The organism is Imperialibacter sp. EC-SDR9 (assembly GCF_902498805.1).
Taxonomy (GTDB): Bacteria; Bacteroidota; Bacteroidia; order Cytophagales; family Cyclobacteriaceae; genus Imperialibacter.
In genome coordinates this window covers 1-24,018 of the sequence record NZ_LR701617.1, presented here as the reverse complement: position 1 = coordinate 24,018, position 24,018 = coordinate 1, and the positions used below count along the sequence as shown (strand labels likewise).

The following is a 24,018-nucleotide window of genomic DNA, read 5'->3' as shown; positions in this document are numbered from 1 at the left end:
CGCAAGCCGTCTTATGCGAAAAATTCTGCAATCCTACCTTCGTAAGCTTACCAATCTCACTGCCAATAATAGGTCGCTGCTTTTGTTGCGCCTGGCTTCCGATCAGTTTCTCGATTTGCATGATTTTGACTTCACTCTTGGGCAGCCCTCGTTTCATGTCATCAACGACCTGATAGCCCAAAAAGCTAAAATTCCACTGTGCCAGATCATGGACAGCAGGGACTATAATAACAACAACCTAAGCGTTGGCCTGAAAAAACTGCACAGGCTTGATCAGTTTGTTTTTCAGGAAAGGGGTGGCCGTGATTTGTATGTAGGGTGGCCGTTTGTACATGGCAAATTTAGTGATGGCACGCTGGTGCGGTGTCCTCTGCTTTTTTTTCCAGTGTCGCTCGAAATGGATCAGAAAAACTGGGTGATGGTGCCCCGAAAGGATGTTAATGTCACCCTGAATAAGACCTTTCTGCTTGGGTACGCTTACTATAATAAGATTTCGCTCGACGAGGACTTGATAGAGCGGGTTTTCGACGATTTTGATAAAGATAGCCGGGTATTTCGCACAGCCCTTTACGAGCTTCTAAGAGACAGTAAGGTAGAGGTTAATTTCAATCCAGATAATTTTACCGATCAGCTAACCAGCTACACGCCTTTTCTAAAGGACAAGTTTGAGCTCGGCCACGACACAGGGAAACTGAAGCTGATGACCGAAGCCGTGCTGGGCATTTTTCCTCAAAATGGGTCTTATATGGTACCCGACTATCTCAAACTCATTGAGGAAAACACGCTGGAAAGCCTGGAAGACTTCTTCGTTGGTAAAACCAACCTGGAAGATGTGGTGGACAAAGTGGAGTATTCCTACGTCAGCAAAATAAAGGAAGAACAGACTTTTACACCATTTACCATCGACGCATTTCAGGAAAATGCTTTGAAAACGGTAAAGAATGGCCATTCACTTGTAATACAAGGCCCGCCGGGAACAGGCAAGTCACAGCTTATCTGTAATCTCGTTTCGGACTTTATTGCACGTGGCAAAAAAGTGCTGGTGGTTTGCCAGAAGAGGGCTGCGCTTGACGTGGTGCATCAGCGATTAAGCGAGAAAGATCTGGGAGCATTTGTAGCGCTCGTGCACGATTTCAAAAATGACAGAAAGGAAATTTACGAGCAGCTAGCCTCCCAAATTGAACGACTTGATGAGTATAAGCTTAAAAACAACTCTCTGGATGCTATCCAGCTGGAAAGAGAGTTTACCCAGGTTAGCAGAAAAATAGATCAGATTTCGGAAGAGCTCAACGAGTTTAAGCAGGCGCTGTTTGACGATAAAGAGTCGGGCAAGTCTGTGAAAGAACTTTATCTCTCATCTGATCTCAAAGGGAGAACCATTACCCTCAAGCAGGAATATAAATATTTCACCTACGAGAAGTTGGAGGCCTTCCAACGCAAGATTGGCTATTATGTTAAATATTCTTCAGTCTTCCGCACGGAAGAGCACCCCTGGGTAGACCGGGTGTCGTTTAGCCATTTTGGGGTGGCGGAGCTTGGGCGGGTAAAGGAGCTGGTGGCAGAAATTCTGAAGTTCAATCAAGCCTTGGCTTCAAGGTCTAAGGAAGCCCTGGGCGAGGCATTGAGCTTCGATGAATGCCAGGACATGCTGGAGCGCCGGGGGCAGGTAAAAGAGATGTTTTCTCTCATCAATGACAAGACTGTGTACGAAACTTTTGTGCACATGTCGGCTTACCCCGATAGCGAAACAGACGCCCTTTGGCTGGCCAATAACGAGCGGATATTGATGGAGTGCTACAAGGGGCTGGGCCCTGAGTTGTCAACTCCGGGCAATGAGTTAGGCAGGTTGCAGGAGGCCCTGGAAAGGGGGCGTAAGGCAAGAAAGGGGCTTTTTAGCTGGTTCAGGTGGAAGTTCTTTTCCAAAGACAAAGTGTTTATTTCAAGGGTGCTGGTGGCCAACAATTTGGAGAGCAATAAAAAGGGGTTTGAGGAGCTGATGATCATGGTGGACAGCCGCCTGAATCTGGAACACAACCTCACCAAGCTGAGAACCAGCGAATGGATATTGAACCCGCCGAATGCCATGTCGAAGATTGACCTGCAAAACTGGTTTTTCTTTGTGAGAAGGGCGATCAACGCAAAGATGATCTTCAGCTCGCTGAGGCCGGTGGCAAAAGTAGTCAACCCAAAAAACTACACTTTCGAAGAACTGAAGGAGCTCACTGATCGATCATTTGAGGCTTTGGAGGAGATTCCACTAAAATGGGAGCAGTGGCAGGGATACTTCACGCCGAAGCAGGTCAAAATGATTATCGGAAAGAAAGGGTATGCAGAGGAGTTGCTCAAGCGGCTGGACAAGGATTTCGACAGCCTTGTTGAATACGATAAACTGCTGGATAGCGTGCTACCCTACGAAAACCAGATTTTTGAGAAGCTTGAGGAAATTTCGCCAGACTGGGATGAAGAGGAGTGGAATGAGATTTTTGAGAATAGCCTCAATCTTCAGTGGATCGACCACATTGAAACAAAATACCCCATTTTAAGAGCGGTGTCTTCTCTGAAATTGGACACTTTGACAAAAGAGCTTCAGGAGGCGGTGCTGAAGAAGAACCAGCTGAGTGGCGATATACTTTTATTGAGAATTAGGGAAAAGACATACAATGAAGTGGAGTATAATCGGCTCAACAACCCGATTACCTACCGTGACCTGCAGCACCAGGTCACCAAAAAGAAGCGAGTTTGGCCTATCAGAAGGCTTTTGGCTCACATGTCGGCGGAGGCTTTCAGGTTGGTGCCCTGCTGGCTTACATCTCCTGAGGCAGCTTCTGCTATTTTTCAGCTGGATGAGATATTTGACCTGGTCATTTTTGATGAAGCTTCCCAGTGCTTTGTGGAAAACGGCCTGGCCGCTATGTACAGGGGCAAGCAAGTGGTAGTGTCTGGAGACGATAAGCAGTTGCAGCCCAATGATCTCTATAAAATACGGTGGGAGCAAAGCGAAGAGGAGGAGGAAATGGCCCTTGAGGCAGATTCTTTGCTCACACTGGCGAGGCAGCACCTGAGCCAGGTTTCTTTGCAGGGCCACTACCGCAGCCGTTCGCTCGACCTGATCGACTTCAGTAACCACTATTTTTACAAAGGCAAGCTACAACTAGTGCCACATTTTGAGGTAATCAACGAGGCTAAGCCTGCCATTTCCTACGAAAAAGTGGATGGGATATGGGAAAGCAGCCGAAACGACGAAGAGGCTACCAGGGTTGTGGACTTGATTGTTAGTTGTCTTAAAAAGTCGCCGGACAAAAGTATTGGCGTGGTTACTTTCAACGCCGCTCAACAGTCGCATATTTTAGACTTGCTGGATACGTATCAGGCGGATCATAAAAAGCTGCTGCCTGATTCGCTGTTTGTGAAAAACATTGAAAATGTGCAGGGTGACGAAAGAGACATTATTATTTTCACTATTGGCTATGCGCCCGATGCCAAAGGGAAGCTTCAGATGAAGTTCGGCTCGCTCAACCTTGAGGGCGGCGAAAACCGGCTGAATGTGGCCGTGACCAGGGCGAAAGAACAGATTTTTGTGGTTAGCAGCATTTTGCCTCATCAGCTAAATGTGGATGGCTTAAGAAATGAGGGGCCTAAGATGCTGAGAAAGTACCTGGAGTATGCATTTACTGTTTCAAACGGGGAGTTCAGGCCGTATGCGCCTAAAGAGCCTACCTTCTCGCAGCATTGGTACCTCAAATCGAGAATGACAAAGTGGTTGGAGACTGTGCCTCAAATGCGGAATATATCCATGACCGAGGACCTGAATTTTGCTGACCTCACAGTCAAGAAAAGGGAAGAATTTCTGGGTCTCGTTTTTACGGATGACGACACGTACTTCAACAGTATTTCAGCAAAAGATGCCTATGTATACCGGTACACTTTGTTGATGGATAAAAAATGGAGATCTACTCAGTTTTATTCCAGGGAGTTTTGGATTGACCCAGAAGGTGCCGAAGAGCGACTCTACAAGTTTATCGGGCAAATCGAGTAACCAGTTATTCTTGTTCAACTCTTTCAACTTTCAATCCAAGAGACTGAATGCCCGCCAGGCTTTCCACCCTCATGTATTGCTGAACTGAAAAGGTGAACTTCCCTTTGTAAGGAAATGTGAAGCCACTGATGGCAGGAAACTCATGAGAAAATAAATCTCCCAGCCCACTGCCGTAGGGCTTCCCGGTTTTAGGGTCGAACAAAATAACCTCCTGCATCTGACTTTCGATCACTTGATGAAGGGAGTCTTCAAGGGTGAACTTGAGATAGAGGTTGTAGTACGAGTAGTCTGCTGTGTTTCTGACCAGATAAGAAAGCTGAAACTGGTCTGCTGTCGTATCTACAGTAAAAGTAAATTTCTCTGTAGAATCCATGTGCCACACGTTTTCATCAAAGTCGTGGTACTCATCATAAATCCTTGAATCACTGCATGATGACAAGAGGAATATCAAACCTGCTGACAGGCAAATGAGGCCGCCAAGGTTGCTTCCCGATAATGATGTCCTCATCTATTGTTGTGGTTGATTGTTTTGACCCCGGTTACGATTCTTGAATCGCTTTTTGTTCTTTTTCTTCTTTTTGCCGCTGCCTTGCCCACCAAATTTCTTGTCCAGGTTCACCAGGTCGCTGTTGAGAGCCTGGTTGGCATCTCTTCCAGTGTCTTCTTTGTCTATAGCCAGCGTGTCGGGCTTTTGCCCTTTCTTGTTCATTTCCAGAATAACCTTTACCCTCTCGACGTCTAAAGGATACCAGGTGTTTTCATCTCTATAGCCGAACCACATGGTTTTTCGGAAAATATCCGTCTTCTGCAATGAGGCTTCACCACGGGCAGTGAGCAGTGGGGCTTCAATTTCTGGAATACCTTCAAGCGCTTCCATGTAGGTGTCGAGCTCGTAATTAAGGCAGCACTTCAGCCTGCCGCATTGCCCGGAAAGTTTGCTTGGGTTGAGCGACAAATTCTGGTAGCGGGCTGCAGAGGTGGACACGCTCTTGAATTCAGAGAGCCAGGTGGAGCAGCATAGCTCTCTGCCACAAACACCTATTCCACCGAGTCGGCCGGCTTCCTGTCTCAAGCTGATTTGGCGCATTTCTACCCGAATTTTAAACTCGGCGGCTAACAGCTTGATTAACTCACGGAAATCGACCCTGTCGTCAGCCGAATAATAAAATGTCGCTTTGGTATTATCAGCCTGATATTCAATATCGGTCAGCTTCATTTCCAATTTGAGCTCTCTGATGATCTCTCTTGTGCGAAAGAGGGTTGGGAGATCTCTGGCTTGAACCTGTTCAAATTTTTCCAGGTCTTTTTGAGTGGCAATTCGGTAGATATTCTTTACCTCACTGTCATTAGCCACTTTTTTCTTCTGCATTTGAAGCCGAACCAGCTCTCCCTGAAGAGATACATAGCCAATATGGTGACCATTCGGAACATCTACCACAATGGCATCGCCGGTAACGATAGGCAGGTTTTCATTATTTCGAAAAAAGTCCTTTCTGCCGTTCTTAAATCGTACTTCAACAATGTCAAATTTATCTAAAGCTGGCATGTCCATATTGGAAAGCCAGTCAAAAACGTTCATTTTATTGCAACCACCTGTTGAGCAGCCACCATTGCTTTTGCAACCAGCCACTTTACCATCTGCGGTAGTTACACTACTGCATGTGCTACATCCCATCTCTAAGCAATTTTATGTTAGCTCTTCTCAAATATAAAAATAATTTCAAAACCATCAGGTGCTAACAATGCCTGCTATCCATTGTACTTTACCAGATCCTGACCGATATCCTTTCTGAAATTGGCCTGATCCCAGGTAATGCTATCTATCGTTTTATAACTTTTGCTAACTGCTTCCTGAATCGAGCTCCCAAAGCTGGTAATGGCCAACACCCTGCCGCCATTGGTAACAACGTTGTCGCCGGAGATTTTTGTGCCGGCATGGAACACTTCCGAGTCGTATTTACCAGTCAAGCCAGTAATCGGCTTTCCTTTCACATATCCTGAAGGATAACCTCCTGCCACCATCACCACCGTCGTTGCAAAATCAGGTCTGACTTCAAACGACTGGCCTTTTAGCTTGCCCTGTCCTGTGGCGAGGAGCAAGTCAACAAGATCTGATTTGATCCGTGGAATAACCACCTGGGTCTCGGGGTCGCCCATTCTCACGTTGTATTCGATCACATACGGTTCACCGCCTACGTTCATCAAACCAATGAAAATAAAGCCCTTGTAGTCAATTTTGTCTTTCCTCAGCCCGTCAACAGTTGGCTTCACTACCTTTTCCTCCACCTTTTTCAAAAACTCGCCTGGAGCAAACGGCACTGGGGAAACAGCTCCCATACCACCTGTGTTTGGGCCGGTATCGCCATCACCAATTCTTTTATAGTCCTTAGCCTCAGGCAGAATGATATAGTCTTTTCCGTCGGTTAGCACAAAAACGGAGAGCTCTATGCCGTCCAGAAACTCTTCGATGAGCACTTTTCTGCTGGCTTCGCCAAATTCGGCCTCTTCAATCATGAACCTGAGCCTGTCTTTAGCTTCCGCAAGGTTGCTTGTGATGATCACACCCTTGCCTGCAGCCAGCCCATCTGCCTTAAGCACGTAGGGAGGTTGAAGAGCGTCGAGAAATTGAAAGCCCTCGGAAAGGTTGCCGGCGATGATGGTTTTCGCTCTGGCGGTGGGAATGCCATGCTTCAGCATAAACTGCTTGGAAACGTCCTTGCTGCCTTCAAGCGCAGCACCAGCGGCTCCAGGGCCTACAATGGCTATATGAGCGAGGTCTTTTCTTGTTTCGAAGTAATCCCGGAAGCCTTTTACAAGGGGTTCTTCAGGGCCAACGATGATCAGTTCTATTTTCTCCTTCAGTGCCCATTCGGCTATCGCAGGAAAGTCGGTGGTGGAAAGCGAGACATTGGTGCCAACCGATAAAGTGCCGGCGTTGCCTGGTACGATAAAGAGATTATCACACTTCGGGCTTTGAGAAATTTTCCATGAAAGTGCGTGTTCTCTTCCTCCTGAACCAATGACGGCTATGTTCATAGTGATGAATTGTTTAGCCGACAAACTTAAGAAGGAGGAGGCGATGCACCAATTAATTGGCGTATTCTGAAAGGAATTTTATACGGACAAGTCTTAGCTCTTCCTCTGAATAGTCGTCGCCCAGCTCTTCCAGCGCAACGGCTATGCTGTCTGTTTCAGCACTCATAAAATAGTCGATGATGTCGTCTTGCCTGTCCTCGTCCAGTACCTGGTCGATATAATACTCAAGGTTGAGCTTGGTGCCTGAATAGCAGATGTGTTCAATTTCGTTGATGATCTCCTCCATGGCCATACTCTTGGCTTCGGCAATCTCTTCCAAATCTACCTTGCGGTCAATTTGCTGTATGATGAAGATTTTTATTTTCGACTTCTGTCCCGCTGATTTAACTACTACATCCGAAGCAGTTTCAATATCGTTTTCTTCAACATATTTGGCTATTGTTTCGAGAAAAGGCTTGCCAAACTTTGCCACCTTGCCCATACCAACTCCGTTGATCTGGGCAAGCTCATCTTTGGTGGTAGGGTAGATAGTGGCCATTTCCTCCAGCGATGGATCCTGAAACACGACATAGGGAGGCAAATCCATTTGCTTGGCCACCTTTTTTCGAAGGTTTCTAAGCATTTCGAAGAGCGCCTCGTCATAGGCCTTTGCCGTGGTAGGCACTTTTTCTGCGTCTTCCTCTTCTTCGGTCACTTCCACGTCGTATTCGTGGTCTTTTGAGAGCTTGATAGCAAATGGGTCAACAATAAAGTCCTTGCCCTTGGCAGTTACTTTCAACACGCCAATATTCTCTATGTCTTTCTCAAGAAACTCTAGTAATAGAGACTGCCTAACCACCGACTTGATGAGACTTTCTTCCAGCTCCTTTCCTTTGCCAAAAATGGACAAAGTATCATGCCCGTAACTTTTAACATATTGTGAAGGGGTGCCCTTTACCACATCTACGAGGTGTGCCAGGTTGAATCTTTCACCGGTTTCCATTGCCGCTCTCAGCACCCATTGAACATACTCCTCACCTTCGAACTTTTCCCTCGGCTTAAGGCAGTTGTCGCAAAAACCACAATCATGGTCGTAGCTTTCTCCAAAGTAGTGAAGCAGTTGCTTTCTTCTACAAAGTGATGACTCAGCATAGGACACCATTTCATCAAGCAGCACTCTGGCGTTGTCTCTCTCAGTAACAGTTTTGTCTTTATTGAATTTTTCAAGCTTAATGATGTCGTTGTAACTGTAGAACATGATACAGTTACCTTCCAGACCATCTCTTCCGGCCCGGCCAGTTTCCTGATAGTATCCCTCCAATGATTTTGGAGTGTCATAATGCACGACAAAGCGAACATCCGGCTTGTCGATGCCCATGCCAAAGGCAATGGTAGCCACAATCACATCCACTTCTTCGTTCAGGAAGTCGTCCTGATTCTTTATGCGTACTGCAGCATCAAGGCCGGCGTGATAAGGAGCAGCTTTCACATCATTCACCTGTAGCAAGTTGGCTATTTCTTCAACTTTCTTTCGGCTCAGGCAGTAGACGATGCCAGATTTGCCTTTCTGCGACTTTACAAACTTTACCAGTTGCTTTTTGGTGTGCTGCTTCGGGCGAACCTCGTAGTATAGATTTTCTCTGTTGAAAGAAGACTTAAAAATATCGGCCTCTTCCATTTGCAGGTTCTTCTGAATATCAATTTGCACCTTCGGAGTAGCAGTGGCAGTCAGTGCAATCACGGGCATGTTGCTGATTTGAGCCAGAATCTGCTTGATTCTTCGGTATTCAGGCCTGAAGTCATGGCCCCACTCCGAGATACAATGAGCCTCGTCAATTGCTGCAAAAGAAATGTTTGCTTTTTTGAGGAACTCAATGTTTTCTTCTTTGGTAAGAGATTCAGGTGCCACATAAAGTAGTTGCACCTCTCCGCTCAGGGTCTCTCTCTTTACCCTGTTCATTTCCGTCTTGGTCAACGTGGAGTTGAGGAACTGGGCATTGACACCCACTGCATTCAGTTGATCGACCTGATTTTTCATCAGGGCAATAAGAGGTGAGATAACAATGGCCGCACCATCAAGGATCAGGGCTGGCAGCTGGTAACAAAGCGACTTGCCCGCACCGGTTGGCATGATGACGAAGGTATTCCGGCCGTCAAGTATGTTTTTGATGATCGCTTCCTGGGTGCCTCGAAAACTGCTGTACCCAAAAACTTCTTTTAACTTATCTTTTAATTGTTCCTCCAGGCTCGCAATCATATGGCTCTGCAATTTCTTTTTCAGCTTTTACACACAGTTAGCTGAGCAATTGAATATACTAATTTTAATTCAAATGACACTCTCACTTTCCAAATATCAGTTATAAGATGTGATGGGCGTCACTCACAGTCGTTTTATGACAACGTCATCATGCTCTTTAATGATTCCACGACCTTTGCTGACCGTATTTAAAGCCTATATTTGCAACGAAATACGTTTTAGCTAAGCAATGGACAGAAACAGCAGTCAAACTTTTGTAATAATTATGGCCGGTGGCGTAGGGAGTAGGTTTTGGCCCTATAGCAGAAACAAGCGCCCAAAACAATTTCTTGACATATTTGGTACTGGTCAGTCACTTTTACAAATGACCTACAACCGGTTCCTGCAAACGGCGGGCAAAGATAACATATTGATCGTCACTAATCAACAATACGCTGAATTAGTAAAGGAACAATTGCCTGACCTCCAGCAGGATCAAATACTGCTTGAGCCGGCCCGAAGAAATACCGCTCCGTGCGTAGCGTATGCGTGCTATAAAATCCACAAGAAAAACCCTGACGCAACAGTGGTAATCACGCCGGCAGACCATGCCATTTTTAATGAAGACAAGTTCATCGCTACGGTTGAGGAGGGCATATTCGCCGCTCAGAAAGAGGGCAACCTGGTTACGATAGGTATTAAGCCAACAAAACCGGAAACCGGCTATGGCTATATTCAGTATTCTGAAGAAAAGTTTGGTGCAGCCAGAAAGGTTAAAACATTCACGGAAAAGCCAGAGCTGGAATGGGCTAAGAAGTTTCTGGAAAGCGGGGATTTTGTCTGGAACGCTGGAATTTTTATTTGGAAGACTTCTACTATCATTAAGGAATATGAGAATAGCCTGCCCGAAATGGCTGAAGCCTTCGATGATGGTATGGAGCATTATTATACCGACACCGAGCAGCAGTATATTGACAAAGCCTACACGCAGTGTAGAAATATATCTATTGACTACGGTATTATGGAAAAGGCAAACGATGTTTATGTTGTGCTCGGCGATTTTGCCTGGTCGGACCTGGGCTCGTGGGGCTCACTCTATGATAACCTGAAAAAGGAGGAAAACGAGAACATCGTTATGGGCGCAGAGTTACTTTCTTACGATAGTCACAGCAATATTGTCAAAACAGACAAGAGCAAGCTGGTGATTTTGCAAGACCTGGAAGGCTACCTGATAGCTGATTTTGAGGATGTACTCATGATCGTTAAAAAAGACCAGGAAGCAAAATTCAGGGAGTTTGTAAACGATGTGAAAAACAAAAAAGGAGAGGAGCTTCTCTGAAAGCTTAGTGTGTAAACACTTCTTTCAGCTTTTTGGAATGGCAGTCTACTTCAAGGCTGCCATTCGTTGTCTTACCACCTCGAAAAGAAAAATACCGGCAGCCACGGAAACATTCAGCGATTCAATTTTGCCCTGCATAGGAATTTTCACCTTCGTATCAGCCATTTCAAGCACACTGTCCGAAATGCCATCTTCTTCAGAACCCATAATGAGCGCCACAGGCCCGGTAAGGTCAGCGTCTGAGTATAGCTGATCTGTCTTCTCGGTGCAGGCCACCACGTGGAAGCCTGACTCTTTGAGGTACTTGACCGACTCTTCGAAGTCATTCACTTTGCAAATGGGAAGATGGTTAAGAGCCCCTGCTGACGTTTTCACAGCATCGCTACCAATTTGAGCGCTGCCTTTGGAAGGAATAACAATTGTGTCAGCCCCAGCAGACTCTGCGGTTCGAACAATAGCACCAAAGTTTCTCACGTCCGTTACCCGGTCAATCAGCACGATCAAGCCATCCTTGCCCTGGTCGAAGATGAACGATACAACCCTGTGCAGATCGGCGAATTCGATGGGCGAAACAAAAGCGATGACACCCTGGTGGTTTTTGCCGGTTAGACGGTCAAGCTTTTCTCCTGGCACGTTCTGAAAAACGATCCCGTTTTCGATCAATAGCTTGATGAGCTCATTGGTGAGCTCATTTTTAACATTTTTCTGGATGAAGATCTTGTCGATTTGTTTGTCGGCCTTGATGGCTTCTATCACCGCCCTGGTGCCATAAATCATATCGGAAGGGTTCGACCTTCGCTGCTGAGGGTATTTTCTTATCACCTGATGGTTGTTGGTTCTTCGACCCGGCAGGCCGAAGAACAGTTTAAATTCTTCCTTTGCGCCACAAATCTACGAAGCGAAACCAATATCTGTCATAATCGTCCTTACGAATTAAAGTAAGGTAGCCAGGGGTGAAAATATTTTTGACCCTCATAAACTCAAATTTAAGGTCAGATTTGTCCTCCATTTTGAGGTAGGTCCAAACTTCTCCCACATCGTTTCTTTCGACCACATCAGGATGGCCAAAGATAATGTAGATCATACCAGCATCAGTTTTCCAGCCTTCTTTGAACCCGGTAAACAGCAAGTTCGCCTCAGCCACTCGGGTGAAATAGTTCTGCATGATCCGTTTTGCCCGGTCCTGACTGCCTGAAATGTCCAGCAAGAAATTGTCCAGCGCTTTCTTTCTGGTTTTGGACGAAACCAGCTTGTTATACTCTTCTTTGGAACTGATGTAGCGAAGGGTGCCAATGATTTCGTCTACTGAAACGAACTTGGGATAGTAAAAAGGTGCCAGGCGCATGGCTAGCGCCGAGCCTGAGCTGGAATCTGTTTGAAACAGGTAGAGACCCGGCTTGGTTGCGGAAAAATAGCCGGCTCTCATCATGAATGAGCTGTCAATTCCCATTGTTTTGCCTCCGGAAATAGTGTCGATAACCATGGGTGGCCTGGCTTCTTCAAAATCCATATTGTAGTAAAATCCGTAAAGCTGAGCCGTGTCTTCGGCCGTCAAGGAGATCGAATCTCTTGGGCTGAAAAAAGACTTTAAGACGGGCATGCCATTTTTATCAACAGGGGTTATCCCATCAGGAGTAAACATGTTGTCGCCCTCCAGCGCTACATCGAAAAAGAACGACTTCTGCGTACTTGGCCTTTTGACGTGAAAGACAATAATATTTTGACCTTCTGAGGGCAGGAAAGCCAGCTTTCCTGCGAGCTGCGGATAGGCAGAAACGTCGGTGAGATCAGCCCAATTGTGGGTTGTCTCATTGAAAGCAGAGGAGTCCGAATATGAGCTTCGGTAAAAGGTGTTTAACTCGTAATTGCCAATGGTGTCGTAGGCAGGAAGATTCAGTTGAAAGTAAACTTTGTAGCCCGGGTCGGATTTAACCAAACGATATTTGAATTGAATAGGCCCGGAAGGGTTGTAGGTATAGGAAAGGTTGAAACTATTGATTGACTGACTGTGTACGTCAGGCCCTGCTAACGATAAGGAAATGACAAATAAACAAAATAGGGTGCTTTGAACCTTGTTCATACTGAAATGCGTGGGAATGTTTAGCATATAACAACCAAGTAACTAAAAAACTTGAACCGAAAGTATAATTTTATCTTACTTTGAAGCTGAAAAGCAATCCGAACTGAATCTTCATGGCAGTTTATACTACGGAAATTACCTCAGCAGAGATACTTTCAGACAATCCGATACACCAGCGACTTTTGAAACCCTACATAGTGGCGAAAGACTATGTGAGAGGAAACATGCTGGAACTCGGGTGCGGCGAGGGGCGTGGGGTGAAAGAGCTCATGCCCCTTGTGGAGAAATATACTGCCCTCGACAAAATCGGGGAGATTGTTGAAAAACTCCAAAGAGAAAACCCTAAGGGTGATTTCAGACAAGCCGTATTTCCTCCATTTAGCGGCCTTGAAGACAATGCATTCGACAGCATCGTTACCTTTCAGGTGATAGAGCATATAACGGATGACGAGCTGTTTCTGAAAGAAATGGCCAGGGTGCTAAAGCCCGGGGGGGTGGCGTTGCTCACTACGCCCAACATCAAGCTGACGCTCACTAGAAATCCATGGCATATCCGGGAGTATACAGCACAGGAATTAACCGATTTGGCAAAAAAGTATTTTCCCAATGTAGAAATGAAGGGAATTGCCGGAAGCGAAAAGGTGATGGATTACCACGACAAAAACAGAGCCTCTGTGAAAAGGATCACAAGGTTTGATGTGCTCAATTTACAGTATCGATTGCCTGCCTGGATGCTGCGGATTCCCTATGATTTGCTGAACAGGCTTAACCGGAATAACCTGCAAAAGGCATCCGACAGCCTGGTGTCATCCATTTCCCACGATGATTACCTGGTGTCGGACGACGCCGACACGTCCCTTGATTTATTCCTGATTTTGAGGAAATAAAAAAAGCCCCTTATTCCGGGGCTTTTCATTAGTTGTTCATCATTCCGTAGTGTTTTCGGAAGAGCTCTTCGTATGTTTTTCCTAGCTCCGGATCTTCATAGGCCCGGAAAACTCTCGCTAACTCGTTGAGTACGATAAGGTTCTTTTGCACCGTAAAGGAATCGGCGATCAAATTGTCGAACATATAGGTGAGCATTTCATCAGCTCTCACACTCATTGTTGCTGCTATCTCCTTGGCTTTTTCTTCTTCGCCTACCTCCATCAACAGGCTCACCATTCTCACAGTAAAGTGATCATAGGGAACCACTGAGTCGGGCATTACTTCAAGAGATTTTAGAAGTGCGTTTCTGGATCTTTCAGTGTCGTCTACCATCAGGAGCGATTCAGCCAGTGTGTTGAAACTTGCTCTGTGGTTAAGAACAAAATTCCTGTAATCTTCTGTGTAGTAGATACTTGGGTCTTGCAAGCCTCTCCAGTAGAAGTTGTTCATCATGTTGTCGTACATAATGTCTACATCGACGAAAGTTTCCTGGTTGTCAGGGTTTTCGACAGGGAGCAATCGATAAGCGTTGCCTTCCTGCACTGCATAACGCCTGATGTCTATATTAACGCTGGCCAACGAGGTGTTATTGAAATAGATAGGGCGCTCCCATTTATTGGTCAGTATGATGTCCAGAATGGCCAGGTCTTTCTTTTCCAGCACCCTGTCTTTGATGTTGAATACCATTCTTGGCACCAAATAATCTTCTAGTGTGGAAGGAATAATTCCCTTTGACATTACGCTGGAAGAGTCAACATTCAGATACACGCTTTTGGAAGGAATGGAGTTGTAGGCGCTTATCGAAGTCGCCACTCTGAGAGCAGGATTGCCTTCACGCACCAGCTTCATGTACTGCTCAAGGCTAATAGCCCCTTTGATGTTCTCTCTTTCCATTACCACCACGAAGTCATTCAGCCCACCCTGGCGGTAGTCTTTGCTGGTCAGCGAGAATGGGAAGGGCTCAGATTCATAAGCCTGCCTCATCATTTGATCGATGTACCAGTCGGTGTTGAAATAGCTCAGCACCACCACCCGCACGTCCGTACGGAAGCCTTCCACCTCCTGCACATACCAAAGCGGGAAAGTGTCGTTATCGCCACCCGTGAAGAGAATGGCATTGGGGGCGCAGCTGGCCAGGAAGTTTCTGGCAGTGTCCACGGAGAAATAGCGATCAGACCTGTCATGATCATCCCAATTTTCGCTGGCCATTATGGCCGGGCAACTTAGGCAGATGATCAGAGACGTGGTGATGGCCACTTTTTTATTGGCAATAAACCTTTGGAACAAATCGTACATGGCCAATACTGCAAAGCCGATCCAGATGGAGAATACATAGAAAGACCCGACGTAGATATAGTCCCGTTCTCTTGGCTCTGAGGGCGGAGAGTTGAGGTAAAGCACCAGGGCCGCTCCTGTTAAGAAGAACAGCAGCAGCATCACACTAAAGTTCTTTTGGTCTTTTCTGTATTGATAGAAGAAGCCAATCAGGCCAAGAATGAGGGGAATGAAAAGGTAGTTGTTCCGCCCTTTATTGTTTTCAAGTTCCCATGGCACCTTCTCAAACGCATCGGCAGGCGACGTCCAACTGGCATCCTGCACATCGCTTTCACGTCCGGCAAAATTCCACATGAAATACCTCATGTACATGTGACCAAGCTGGTATTTGAACATGAAGTACAGATTGTCGCCGAACGTTGGTTTTTCCCCCGCCCTGAGGCCGGTAATTTCTCTGTAGCGCTTGGCATGTTCTGCTGTGGAGCTGTACATCCTTGGCAGGATGGTCATGCCAGTTTTGTCGTAGATGGCATCTACCTTGTAGTCAATAATATCGTATTCCGTTTCGCCCTTTGCGTACACAGGCGCTCCTTTTTTCTGCTCCTGAAGCTCGGTGGTAAAGTACTGTCCAAAGAAAAGAGGGCGATCACCATACTGTTCTCTTTTCAGGTAAGAAACGAAGGTGTTTACGTTTTCAGGGTTGTTCTCGTCAATAGGAGGATTGTAATTCGACCTGATAAGAACGACCGTGTAGGAAGAATAGCCAATCAGAATGAAAGCAAAAGCCAGCAGCGAGGTGTTCAGAATGACCTTCTCTTTTTTCTCGGAATAAATGATGCCGTAAATGAGGGCGCCGAGGAAAAGAAGGACGAAAACTATGATGCCAGACTTAAATGGCAATCCAAGCGAGTTCACAAAGAAAAGCTCGAAGGAGAAGGCAAGGCTTGGCAGGCCGGGGATAACGCCCGCCATGATGATAAGAATGATGGCGCCACTAAGTGCTAATGTGGTCAACACGCCTTTTGTTGTCACCTCCTTGTAATACTTAAAATACACGATAAGTCCAAGGGCGGGAATGGCCACAAGGTTGAGAAGGTGAATGCCGATGGAAAGGCCCACAGTATAAGCAAGCAGCAGGAACCAGCGGTTTCTATGCCTGTCGTCATCAATTTGCTCCCACTTTAGGATGGCCCAAACAACGAAGGCGGTAAAGAAGGATGAGATCGCATAAACCTCGGCTTCAACGGCCGAAAACCAGAACGAATCGGAAAAGGTGTAGGCCAGGCTGCCTACGAGCCCGGCGGCAATAATTGACCAGTTTTGATCGTCGGTGCCCTGGCCAGGCTTCAATCCCATGACTTTGTTGGCAAGGGCTGTGATGGTCCAGAAAAGGAACAGAATGGAAAACCCGCTACTCAGTACACTTGAGATATTGATCCAATAGGCTACTCTTTCAACGTCACCCAGGGCGAACAGACTAAAGAACCGTCCGATCAACAAGAAGAGAGGCGCTCCCGGGGGATGAGGCACTTCGAGTTTATATGAAACTGCTATAAATTCTCCACAGTCCCAGAAGCTGGCGGTGGGCTCAACAGTCAGCCAATAAACGAGGGTGGCAATGGCAAAAACGAACCAACCGGTAAGGTTATTCACCTTTATATAATTCATTCTATTAATTTTTTATTCGGGCGAAAATAGTAATTAATAAGCTATCTGCCTTATGGATACCTATAATATTGAGGGGGAGAAGAAAAGGCTTGCCACCTAATTAAATGGGTAGCAAGCCTCTAAATCAAATTGGAGGATTGTTATCCCTCGAAATGCGAGTAATGCTTTCTGAAAATGCCTTCGGTTTTTAATGCATCTTCATTAAAACCATAGGCTTTAAGTATCCGCTGGAGTCTATCGAGCACAAATAGGTTCTTTCTGACCTCAAAAGCATCCTGCTTCACGGCGGAAGAATAATAACTGAGCTCTTTGTCCGCTCTTTCGATCAGTGTTTTCCCAATGGCTATCGCAGTGTCACTGTCGTTGAGTGCCAGGAGCAGGCCGGTTGTTTCTACGGCTGAAATATCGTAAGGAATGGTGTCGTCAGGAATGGCGCTGATGCTTTTGTGAAGTGCTTCAAGCGCCTGGTCATTTTTCCCTTCTAGCATGAGCGCTTCGGCAAGTAAGTTGAAGCCCAGGCGGGGGTTCATCACCTGCTTTTGGTAGTACGACGAATAATTGACATCAGGATTATTGAGGTTTCTCCAGGAGTAATTCTCAGTCATGTTCGCAAACATTACCTGGCTATTGACCAAATGGCTATCGCTCTCAGGGTTTTCGACCGGGAGCAATTTGTAGGTCATCCCTTCTTGCACAACGTATTTATTGAGATCAAATGGCAACAAGCTCAGTGCAGTATGAGTGAAATAGATGGGACGCTCCCAGTTGTTGGAGGCGATCAGGTCGAGCAGCATGATTTCACTTTTTTGAAGGCCATTCCCAGTAACTTCAAAAGTGATAAAATCAGGAATATATTGGGTCATTGTGTCGGGCACCAGGCGTCTCGCCAGCACGTCTTCTTTGTTGATCGGCAGTCGAATCAGCTTTGAAGGTAAGGAGGCGAGGCTTGACCCCGTCCTTGTTTCCACCATAATCGCCGGGTGCTTTTTCTTCAGCAGATTGAGGTACTGAGTCAGGTCAATTGCGCTTCCATTGAGATTCGGGTTTTCCACCACAGGCACATAGTCTATCGGGCCACCCTGCTTATAAAGAGTTTTATCAATAGAAAAAGGGAGGGGCTCTGATTCGTAGGCTTTCCTTTTCATCATGTCAATGTTCCAGTCGGCACTAAAAAGTGTACCAACAATTACCCGCATATCGGTTCTCACGCCTTCCACATCCTGTGCATACCATAGCGGGTAAGTATCGTTGTCGCCTCCGGTAAAAAGGATACCATTTGGCTCGCACCCAGTCAGGTAATTTTTTGCCAAGTCAACGGAGTAGTACCTGCCGGAGCGATCGTGGTCATCCCAGCCCTGCATAATCATAATGCCAGGTACCATGAGGGTGGCAAACCACGCCATGGCGAGGGCCAATTTTCGTTCTGCGAAAAACTGTTGCGACTGGCGAAGGAATGCGAATGCGCCAAGTCCAATCCAAATGCAGAAAGCAAAGAATGACGCCACATAGATGTAGTCCCTCTCTCTTGGCTCGTCGGGTGGGGAATTGAGGTATAAAACTAATCCCACTCCTGTGATGAAGAACAATACGCCGATAACCGAAAATGATTGCAAGTTCTTCTTGTAACTGAAGAAAAAGCCCACAAGCCCCAGTATCAATGGCAGCATCAAGAAGCTGTTTCTGGCATGATTTCGTTCCATAGATGGAGCCACGGAGGAGGTGAGAGCGACGAAACCAGCATCTTGCTGATCACTTTCCCTGCCGGCAAAATTCCACATAAAGTACCTCATGTACATGTGGCCAAGCTGGTAAGTAAACAGGTACCTGAGGTTATCTGCGAAATTTGGCTTTTGCCCGGGTTGCAGGCCTAAAATTTGTTGGTAGGCCTCGGGGTGCCGATCTCTTTGGCTCCAGAGTCTTGGGAGAACTGTCGTTCTTGCAGGGTCGTAGGTTAGCACATAATCAAAGTCTTCGATTTCGTACGACGTTGCCCCTTTTTGATAAACCGGATCGCCAGGTTGCTGATCAATCAGCTTAGCGTCGTAGTAGTTGCCGTGCACCAAAGGCCTGGTTCCGTACTGCTTCATGTCCAGATAACCCACAAAATTGGGTAGGTTCTCCGGGTTCCACATGTCGATCAGTGGGTTTTTTGACGAGCGAATAGTAAGTATCCCAAAAGAAGAATAGCCGATAATGAGAAAGCTAATGCAAAGAGCGAGCGTGTTGAGCCCCACCAAGCCCTTCTTTTGTGTGAGATAGATGGCAAGCAGAATGGCTGTGAAAAGAAGAGCCATGCCGAAGAAGGCTCCACTGCCGAAATCAAGCCCAAGGGAGTTGACGAAGAATATTTCGAATTTGGTGAGGAGACTCATCACGCCGACCCGGAATCCAAACATAACGAATAGAATACCTATCCCGCTCGAAACAATTGTAACGGCAAGCCCTTTCCAGGAGAAAGTGTAATTCTTAAAGTAATAGATGAGTGCCAGAGATGGAATCGTGAGCAGGTTCATTGGGTGCACCCCAATGGAAAGGCCCATCAGGTAGGCAATGAATAGTAGCCACTTGTTGGAAAGCGAGGCATTTTCCAATGCGTCCCACCTGAGAATAGCCCAAAAGGCGACCGCTGTGAAAAACATCGACATGGCGTAAACTTCTGCTTCTACGGCGGAAAACCAGAAAGTATCAGAAAAAGCAAAGGCGAGCGAACCGGTTACCCCGGAGCCCATTAACACCAGTGCATCTTTTGCCTCGAGGTCAAAGAGCTCAGCCTTGAGGATCTTGGAGGCCAGGAGCACGATGCTCCAGTAAAGAAACATTACTGCCAGAGCGCTGCTTACTGCACTCATCATGTTCACCCAAAAAGCGATTTGTTCGGTGTCGCCTAACGCCAAAAAAGTAAAAAAGCGACCAAGCAGCAGGAAAAAGGGTGGGCCGGGAGGGTGTGGAATCTGCAACTTGTAGCTGGCAGCTATAAATTCCCCACAGTCCCAGAAACTGGCCGTCGGTTCTAATGTGAGGGCATAAACTGTGAGCGCAACAAAAAATACCGCCCAACCGGTCAGGTTGTTGATCAGTTTAAAGTTCTTCATGCTCAAAAAGCTGGTTTTACATATAAGCTTAAGACTCTGTTTATGAACGCAGGGTTGCCTCTATTTTGTATCTTTTCATATTATTTCAACCCTTAACAAAATGTTTCTCGTAACGAACTGTCTTTTGCGTTTTATATAATTTTTGTGCCAAAAACCCTGCTCTTTACTAATGCGTATGTGGCGTAAAGTAACGGGTATTAGATTTAAACAACTGTGAAGCATGAAATCACTACTTAACCTTGAGGAAGCTGCGATGTTTATTGCTGCTTTTTTCGGCACAATTTATCTGGACTACGCCTGGTGGCTGTTCTTTGCCTGGCTGCTTGCACCAGATGTAAGTATGATAGGCTATTTGTTCAACACTAAAATTGGTGCAGTGTTTTACAACCTGGCACATCATAAAGGGGTAGCGGTGGCTTGTTTTGTAACAGGCTTTGTAATTTCATCACCTGAATGGATGTTCGCAGGGCTTCTTTTATTTGGCCATAGTGCCATGGACAGGGTTTTTGGCTATGGCCTAAAGTATGCTGACGATTTCAAACATACCCACCTTGGGTGGATAGGTAAAAAATAGTTCCGACTACTTATAGATAATCAGGTAGAAGCCAATCCAAAGAAAAAACCAAAGCACATACGATGTTGCCACTATGATGATACTGTTTTTCCTCTGCTTCCCTGAGATGACATATACACCTGCGGCTAGCGCAATCCAGTAGACAACTTCAAAGAGGTTGAGTGCCTTGAGAGGATAATGCCAGCGGGGTGCCAGTGACTCAAAATCGAACAGGTTCATCAAGGAGAGCGGATAGAAAGCGCCAATTTCCTGATAGGTAGGATCGGTGTTTACTACCAGAAACCAGGCGATTTTGATAAGCTCGGGAATAAAAAAGACAAGTTCTGCTGCCAAAACCAGCCGCCACATGTCTTTAAAAGTGAGCTTGTAGCCAAACATAAAGCCGCCCACATAGAGGATAAATGCGGTGACGGTAAACTTCCAGGCGTAAACGAGCGGGACGGTGAGGTATTGAACGGCACTTAAGGCGTGGAAAAATCCCATCTCACCCCGCTCCTGTAGAATCTCGAATGCGGCTAACTCTCCTTCGATGAAACTTTTTTTGATAAAAAGCAGTATCAACGTGACAACACAGATGACAGCAAACAGCTGTCCCGTGCCAAATGAAAACCATTCGTCGAGAAGTTCTTGTCGTCTTTCTTTGGAAAGTTGCATATCAATGGAAAAATTTATAATTCAGAGAACGGGTTTGCCGTTGATTCGTTGTTATCTTAAATATTCAATTTGAAAATTGGCAGACTTTTGGCACTCCACCAAACTATGAGGTTCATCATTATCACTTTATTGTTGTCAGTCGGCCTTGCGGACCGATCATCTTCTCAAAGCATAAATGTGGGAGAAGTGAAGGCGGATACTGTGGATGTGGCAAGTACACTGCTGATTAACGACATCAAGGTGCAGCTTGACGCCACCGAGGCGCTCAACAATATGTACAACTTTCATTTTGCGACAGCCGAGAAGCAATTCAGGTGGCTGAAGCAAAAGTATGGTTGGCATCCGCTGCCTTATTTTTTAATGGGGCTGTCCGAATGGTGGAAGATTGTGCCCAATATTGAAAATGAGCAGTACGACAAAAAGTTTTATGCTTATATGGACACCGCTCTTGTGCTCTCCGAAAGACTTTATAATGAAGTGAACAAGGTCGAGGGCGCTTTTTTTCTTTCTGCCACCTATTCGTTTCAGGGCAGGCTGCTCTCAGAACGAAAGAAGTGGACCAAAGCCGCAGTGGCGGGTAAGAACGCATTGGCTTACCTTGAAGAATGTCGTGGGCAGGAGGATCTTAGCCCCGAAATACTTTTTGGGGACGCTTTGTATAACTACTACTCCGTTTGGGTGCCTGAAAATTACCCCTTGCTCAAGCCCATCATGCTGTTTTTCGATAAGGGAGATAAAGATGATGGCATTACTCAGCTGAAAGAAGTGGCCAGGAACGCTTTTTATACCAGAACTGAGGCCCAGTATTTCCTTATGCGGATTTTGTCCAGCGAAGGAAAAAATATGTATGAGGCTTTGCAGGTGGCCGAATACTTGCATCAGACGTTTCCTGACAACCCTTACTTCCACCGATACTATTCACGGCTGTTGTATGGCACTGGTGACTATCAGCTTTGCGAGAAGACGTCTCTGGAGATAATAGATAAGTATTACCAGCGGTATGACGGCTATGAGGAAAACAGTGGCCGCTACGCTGCTTTTTTTCTGGGGCAGATTTACCAAACGAGAAAAGACTACCCGAATGCCAAAAAGTTTTACAAAGAAGCGGTGAGGTTTAGTTCCAAGAATGAAACCCAGCAAATGGGCTATAACCTGTATTCTCTGCTGGCACTTGGAGAAATAGCCGAAAAGGAAAACAATCAAAAAGAGGCAAAGGAATACTACAAAGAAGTCAAGCGCCTGGCAGGCCGAAAAGACCGGGCATGGGAAGTCGCCAAAAAGAATTTGAAGGAGATGGATTAAATAAGAAAAACAGGTAAATTTAATCATGGCTCTCCCTATTTATAAAACCAAAAAAGTCACTTATGCTGATTACCTCACCTGGCCCGACGGTGAAAGGTGGGAGATTATTGATGGGATGCCTTACAATATGAGTCCTGCTCCGAGCAGAAGGCATCAAAAAATCAGCGGAACCATCCATTTCCACCTCCAAAATTTTTTGAGGAATAAAAAATGTGAGGTCTATGCGTCGCCCTTTGATGTTCGCCTATCCGAGGACTATTCTCAAGAAGAACTAGTTGAAAACGTTGTTCAACCCGATCTGTCTGTTTTTTGCGACAAAAACAAACTTGATGAGAAGGGCGCTATTGGCGCACCGGATCTGGTGGTGGAGATTCTTTCTCCCTCCACTTCAAAAAAGGACATGTCTGAGAAATTACTGCTTTATCAGAAATTTGAGGTGAAGGAGTATTGGGTGGTTGATCCGGAAGGTGAGGATGTTCGTGTTTTTGTGCTGGACGAAAATGGGAGATTTTACTTGTTTTCCATCCTTAAAAAGGAGGAAGCTTTGAAAAGTAAGTTGTTCTCAGGTTTGACTATTCCGTTGGAAGAACTATTTGCCGAATAGTTCAAGAAAATTCTTAGTGTTTGCCTTTACCGAGTAGGTTTTTTCAACCGTTCGTCGCCCCTCCCCGCTCAACTGCGTTCTCAGTGCGGTACTTTCAGCAAGTTTTTTTAGTGCCGACAGCCATTCTTGGGCGTTGGTAGCCATCAGCCCATTGATTCCGTCCTTTATGATATCTTTATTCACGCCTACAGGCGAAGCGATGGTGGAGATTTCGAGTGCCATGTATTGCAACGCTTTGAAGCCGCACTTGCCTTTGCTCCACTTGTCGTCTGTGAGTGGCATCACACCAATGTCGATCGCAGCCAAATCGTCTATTTCTGTTTCCTTGCTCCAAGGCGTAAACTCGAGCCATGGGTAGTTTACTAAAGGTGGCTGGTTGGAGATTACCCTGAAACAGAATTTTTCATCTTTGGCAAGTTCCTCAAGCACTGACCAAAGTATGTCGAGATAGGGGAGGGTGGAGTGACTGCCCGTCCAGCCAATAACGATAGGGTCGTTGGTGGGCTTTGTTTTTTTATTGATTCGGTGGTGATGCTCTGTGTCGATGGTAGTTGGGTTGATCACGACGTTGTCATTGAACTGCTTCGCATAGTTGGCCAGGTAAGAGTTTCCCACAGAAACTTTCCACGACCATTGGCAGATGTTCCCTGTTTTTGAATGCCACTTTAGCCAGCCGGCGATTTTGTTGCTTTCGCTTGTATTGGGCAGCCAAATGGCATCATCGAAATCAAAAATGACCTTCTTCCTGAAAACTTTGGCAATAAGCCATTCAAAGACGGGCGGCCCAACTGGAGTTACCTCCCGATGAATAAAAATAATGTCAGCGGACGGCACTCTGCCAAGTACCTTTAATCGTCGACCGAATCCATTGACTAGCCCCCATGCCTTTTGGACTGCGTTTCCTTTTTTGTAGAGCACCTTCCAGTAGTATTCCCCCCAAAACGACTGACTATCTATAGAATAACCCTCTTTAAGCAGCGCAGCAAAGTACTGTTCGAACCGAAAGCGTTGCGACGGTGCTTGCTCTAAAGGATAGGGAAAGAGGAAAAGAATTTTCACTTGGTGAAATTAGTGCAAGATTGCCTTATGACCTGAGTTCGATTAATAAAACGTTGAAATATTGGGGAGGAAAAATAGATAAAACCAGTGCGCTTGTTTATATTTAAGTATCTGACATTCAAAGATATACAAGCAAAGCACATGGTTCTATCTGACA

16 protein-coding genes are annotated in these 24,018 nt (G+C 45.9%); 6 read left to right on the top strand and 10 right to left on the bottom strand.

Translation table 11 applies throughout. The annotated features are described in order from the left end of the window. Positions 1–13 precede the first annotated feature (13 nt). Positions 14–4,036, top strand: coding sequence for an AAA domain-containing protein (locus tag GC130_RS25125; RefSeq protein WP_152001134.1), 4,023 nt, complete (start codon positions 14–16; stop codon positions 4,034–4,036). A 4-nt stretch (positions 4,037–4,040) separates the two neighbouring features. Here the strand turns inward: GC130_RS25125 and GC130_RS25120 are convergent, their stop codons facing one another. The 4 genes from GC130_RS25120 to recQ all read right to left on the bottom strand — a co-directional run bounded on the left by GC130_RS25120 (position 4,041) and on the right by recQ (position 9,308). Beyond that, on the bottom strand, positions 4,041–4,544 hold the full coding sequence (locus GC130_RS25120; protein WP_152001133.1) for a gliding motility lipoprotein GldH: 504 nt from the start codon (positions 4,542–4,544) through the stop codon (positions 4,041–4,043). After that, positions 4,545–5,711 (bottom strand): regulatory iron-sulfur-containing complex subunit RicT, encoded by a 1,167-nt coding sequence (locus GC130_RS25115; RefSeq protein ID WP_152001132.1) that lies wholly within the window; start codon positions 5,709–5,711, stop codon positions 4,545–4,547. It abuts the gene before it with no gap. Between the two features lie 74 nt (positions 5,712–5,785). Then, positions 5,786–7,072 (bottom strand): phosphoribosylamine--glycine ligase, encoded by a 1,287-nt coding sequence (purD, locus tag GC130_RS25110; RefSeq protein WP_152001131.1) that lies wholly within the window; start codon positions 7,070–7,072, stop codon positions 5,786–5,788. A 52-nt stretch (positions 7,073–7,124) separates the two neighbouring features. Beyond that, positions 7,125–9,308 (bottom strand): DNA helicase RecQ, encoded by a 2,184-nt coding sequence (gene recQ, locus GC130_RS25105; protein WP_152001130.1) that lies wholly within the window; start codon positions 9,306–9,308, stop codon positions 7,125–7,127. A gap of 229 nt (positions 9,309–9,537) precedes the next feature. On the opposite strand from recQ, the gene GC130_RS25100 reads away from it, so the two are divergent. Next, complete coding sequence (locus GC130_RS25100) at positions 9,538–10,626, top strand: mannose-1-phosphate guanylyltransferase (protein ID WP_152001129.1); 1,089 nt, start codon at positions 9,538–9,540, stop codon at positions 10,624–10,626. A gap of 45 nt (positions 10,627–10,671) precedes the next feature. Here the strand turns inward: GC130_RS25100 and rlmB are convergent, their stop codons facing one another. Continuing rightward, positions 10,672–11,448 carry a 23S rRNA (guanosine(2251)-2'-O)-methyltransferase RlmB gene (gene rlmB, locus GC130_RS25095; RefSeq protein ID WP_370455849.1) on the bottom strand — a complete coding sequence of 259 codons (777 nt, stop codon included), beginning with the start codon at positions 11,446–11,448 and terminating at the stop codon, positions 10,672–10,674. Between the two features lie 43 nt (positions 11,449–11,491). Beyond that, on the bottom strand, positions 11,492–12,706 hold the full coding sequence (locus GC130_RS25090; protein ID WP_193218003.1) for a GWxTD domain-containing protein: 1,215 nt from the start codon (positions 12,704–12,706) through the stop codon (positions 11,492–11,494). A 113-nt stretch (positions 12,707–12,819) separates the two neighbouring features. On the opposite strand from GC130_RS25090, the gene GC130_RS25085 reads away from it, so the two are divergent. Continuing rightward, positions 12,820–13,593 (top strand): bifunctional 2-polyprenyl-6-hydroxyphenol methylase/3-demethylubiquinol 3-O-methyltransferase UbiG, encoded by a 774-nt coding sequence (locus tag GC130_RS25085; protein WP_152001127.1) that lies wholly within the window; start codon positions 12,820–12,822, stop codon positions 13,591–13,593. Positions 13,594–13,621: 28 nt separating this feature from the next. Here the strand turns inward: GC130_RS25085 and GC130_RS25080 are convergent, their stop codons facing one another. Both GC130_RS25080 and GC130_RS25075 read right to left on the bottom strand, forming a co-directional pair. After that, positions 13,622–16,576, bottom strand: coding sequence for a DUF2723 domain-containing protein (locus tag GC130_RS25080; RefSeq protein ID WP_152001126.1), 2,955 nt, complete (start codon positions 16,574–16,576; stop codon positions 13,622–13,624). 140 nt (positions 16,577–16,716) lie between these two features. Beyond that, positions 16,717–19,668, bottom strand: a complete 2,952-nt coding sequence (locus tag GC130_RS25075) for a DUF2723 domain-containing protein (protein ID WP_152001125.1) — start codon at positions 19,666–19,668, stop codon at positions 16,717–16,719. 220 nt (positions 19,669–19,888) lie between these two features. Between GC130_RS25075 and GC130_RS25070 the strand changes: the two genes are divergently transcribed. Continuing rightward, positions 19,889–20,242, top strand: a complete 354-nt coding sequence (locus GC130_RS25070; protein ID WP_152001124.1) for a DUF4260 domain-containing protein — start codon at positions 19,889–19,891, stop codon at positions 20,240–20,242. A 6-nt stretch (positions 20,243–20,248) separates the two neighbouring features. Here the strand turns inward: GC130_RS25070 and GC130_RS25065 are convergent, their stop codons facing one another. After that, positions 20,249–20,896, bottom strand: coding sequence for a hypothetical protein (locus GC130_RS25065; protein WP_152001123.1), 648 nt, complete (start codon positions 20,894–20,896; stop codon positions 20,249–20,251). A 105-nt stretch (positions 20,897–21,001) separates the two neighbouring features. On the opposite strand from GC130_RS25065, the gene GC130_RS25060 reads away from it, so the two are divergent. Beyond that, the gene (locus GC130_RS25060) at positions 21,002–22,198 is read left to right on the top strand and encodes a lipopolysaccharide assembly protein LapB (RefSeq protein WP_152001122.1); all 1,197 of its coding nucleotides are present in this window, start codon (positions 21,002–21,004) and stop codon (positions 22,196–22,198) included. 25 nt (positions 22,199–22,223) lie between these two features. Further along, positions 22,224–22,802, top strand: a complete 579-nt coding sequence (locus GC130_RS25055; RefSeq protein WP_152001121.1) for a Uma2 family endonuclease — start codon at positions 22,224–22,226, stop codon at positions 22,800–22,802. On the opposite strand, the gene GC130_RS25050 is transcribed toward GC130_RS25055, so the two are convergent. Continuing rightward, positions 22,788–23,861: a glycosyltransferase family 4 protein gene (locus GC130_RS25050; RefSeq protein ID WP_152001120.1), complete on the bottom strand. Its 1,074-nt coding sequence runs from the start codon at positions 23,859–23,861 to the stop codon at positions 22,788–22,790. The genes GC130_RS25055 and GC130_RS25050 overlap by 15 nt on opposite strands. Between the last annotated feature and the right edge of the window lie 157 nt (positions 23,862–24,018).

What these genes read in the sequence shown, in the direction of transcription:
- GC130_RS25080 (WP_152001126.1), bottom strand. Translation starts at nt 16,576, where the DNA reads ATGAATTATATAAAGGTGAATAACCTTACCGGTTGGTTCGTTTTTGCC.
- GC130_RS25090 (WP_193218003.1), bottom strand. Translation starts at nt 12,706, where the DNA reads ATGAACAAGGTTCAAAGCACCCTATTTTGTTTATTTGTCATTTCCTTA.
- GC130_RS25065 (WP_152001123.1), bottom strand. Translation starts at nt 20,896, where the DNA reads ATGCAACTTTCCAAAGAAAGACGACAAGAACTTCTCGACGAATGGTTT.
- GC130_RS25070 (WP_152001124.1), top strand. Translation starts at nt 19,889, where the DNA reads ATGAAATCACTACTTAACCTTGAGGAAGCTGCGATGTTTATTGCTGCT.
- GC130_RS25055 (WP_152001121.1), top strand. Translation starts at nt 22,224, where the DNA reads ATGGCTCTCCCTATTTATAAAACCAAAAAAGTCACTTATGCTGATTAC.
- GC130_RS25115 (WP_152001132.1), bottom strand. Translation starts at nt 5,711, where the DNA reads ATGGGATGTAGCACATGCAGTAGTGTAACTACCGCAGATGGTAAAGTG.
- GC130_RS25085 (WP_152001127.1), top strand. Translation starts at nt 12,820, where the DNA reads ATGGCAGTTTATACTACGGAAATTACCTCAGCAGAGATACTTTCAGAC.
- GC130_RS25100 (WP_152001129.1), top strand. Translation starts at nt 9,538, where the DNA reads ATGGACAGAAACAGCAGTCAAACTTTTGTAATAATTATGGCCGGTGGC.
- GC130_RS25125 (WP_152001134.1), top strand. Translation starts at nt 14, where the DNA reads ATGCGAAAAATTCTGCAATCCTACCTTCGTAAGCTTACCAATCTCACT.
- recQ (WP_152001130.1), bottom strand. Translation starts at nt 9,308, where the DNA reads ATGATTGCGAGCCTGGAGGAACAATTAAAAGATAAGTTAAAAGAAGTT.
- GC130_RS25060 (WP_152001122.1), top strand. Translation starts at nt 21,002, where the DNA reads ATGAGGTTCATCATTATCACTTTATTGTTGTCAGTCGGCCTTGCGGAC.
- purD (WP_152001131.1), bottom strand. Translation starts at nt 7,072, where the DNA reads ATGAACATAGCCGTCATTGGTTCAGGAGGAAGAGAACACGCACTTTCA.
- GC130_RS25120 (WP_152001133.1), bottom strand. Translation starts at nt 4,544, where the DNA reads ATGAGGACATCATTATCGGGAAGCAACCTTGGCGGCCTCATTTGCCTG.
- GC130_RS25075 (WP_152001125.1), bottom strand. Translation starts at nt 19,668, where the DNA reads ATGAAGAACTTTAAACTGATCAACAACCTGACCGGTTGGGCGGTATTT.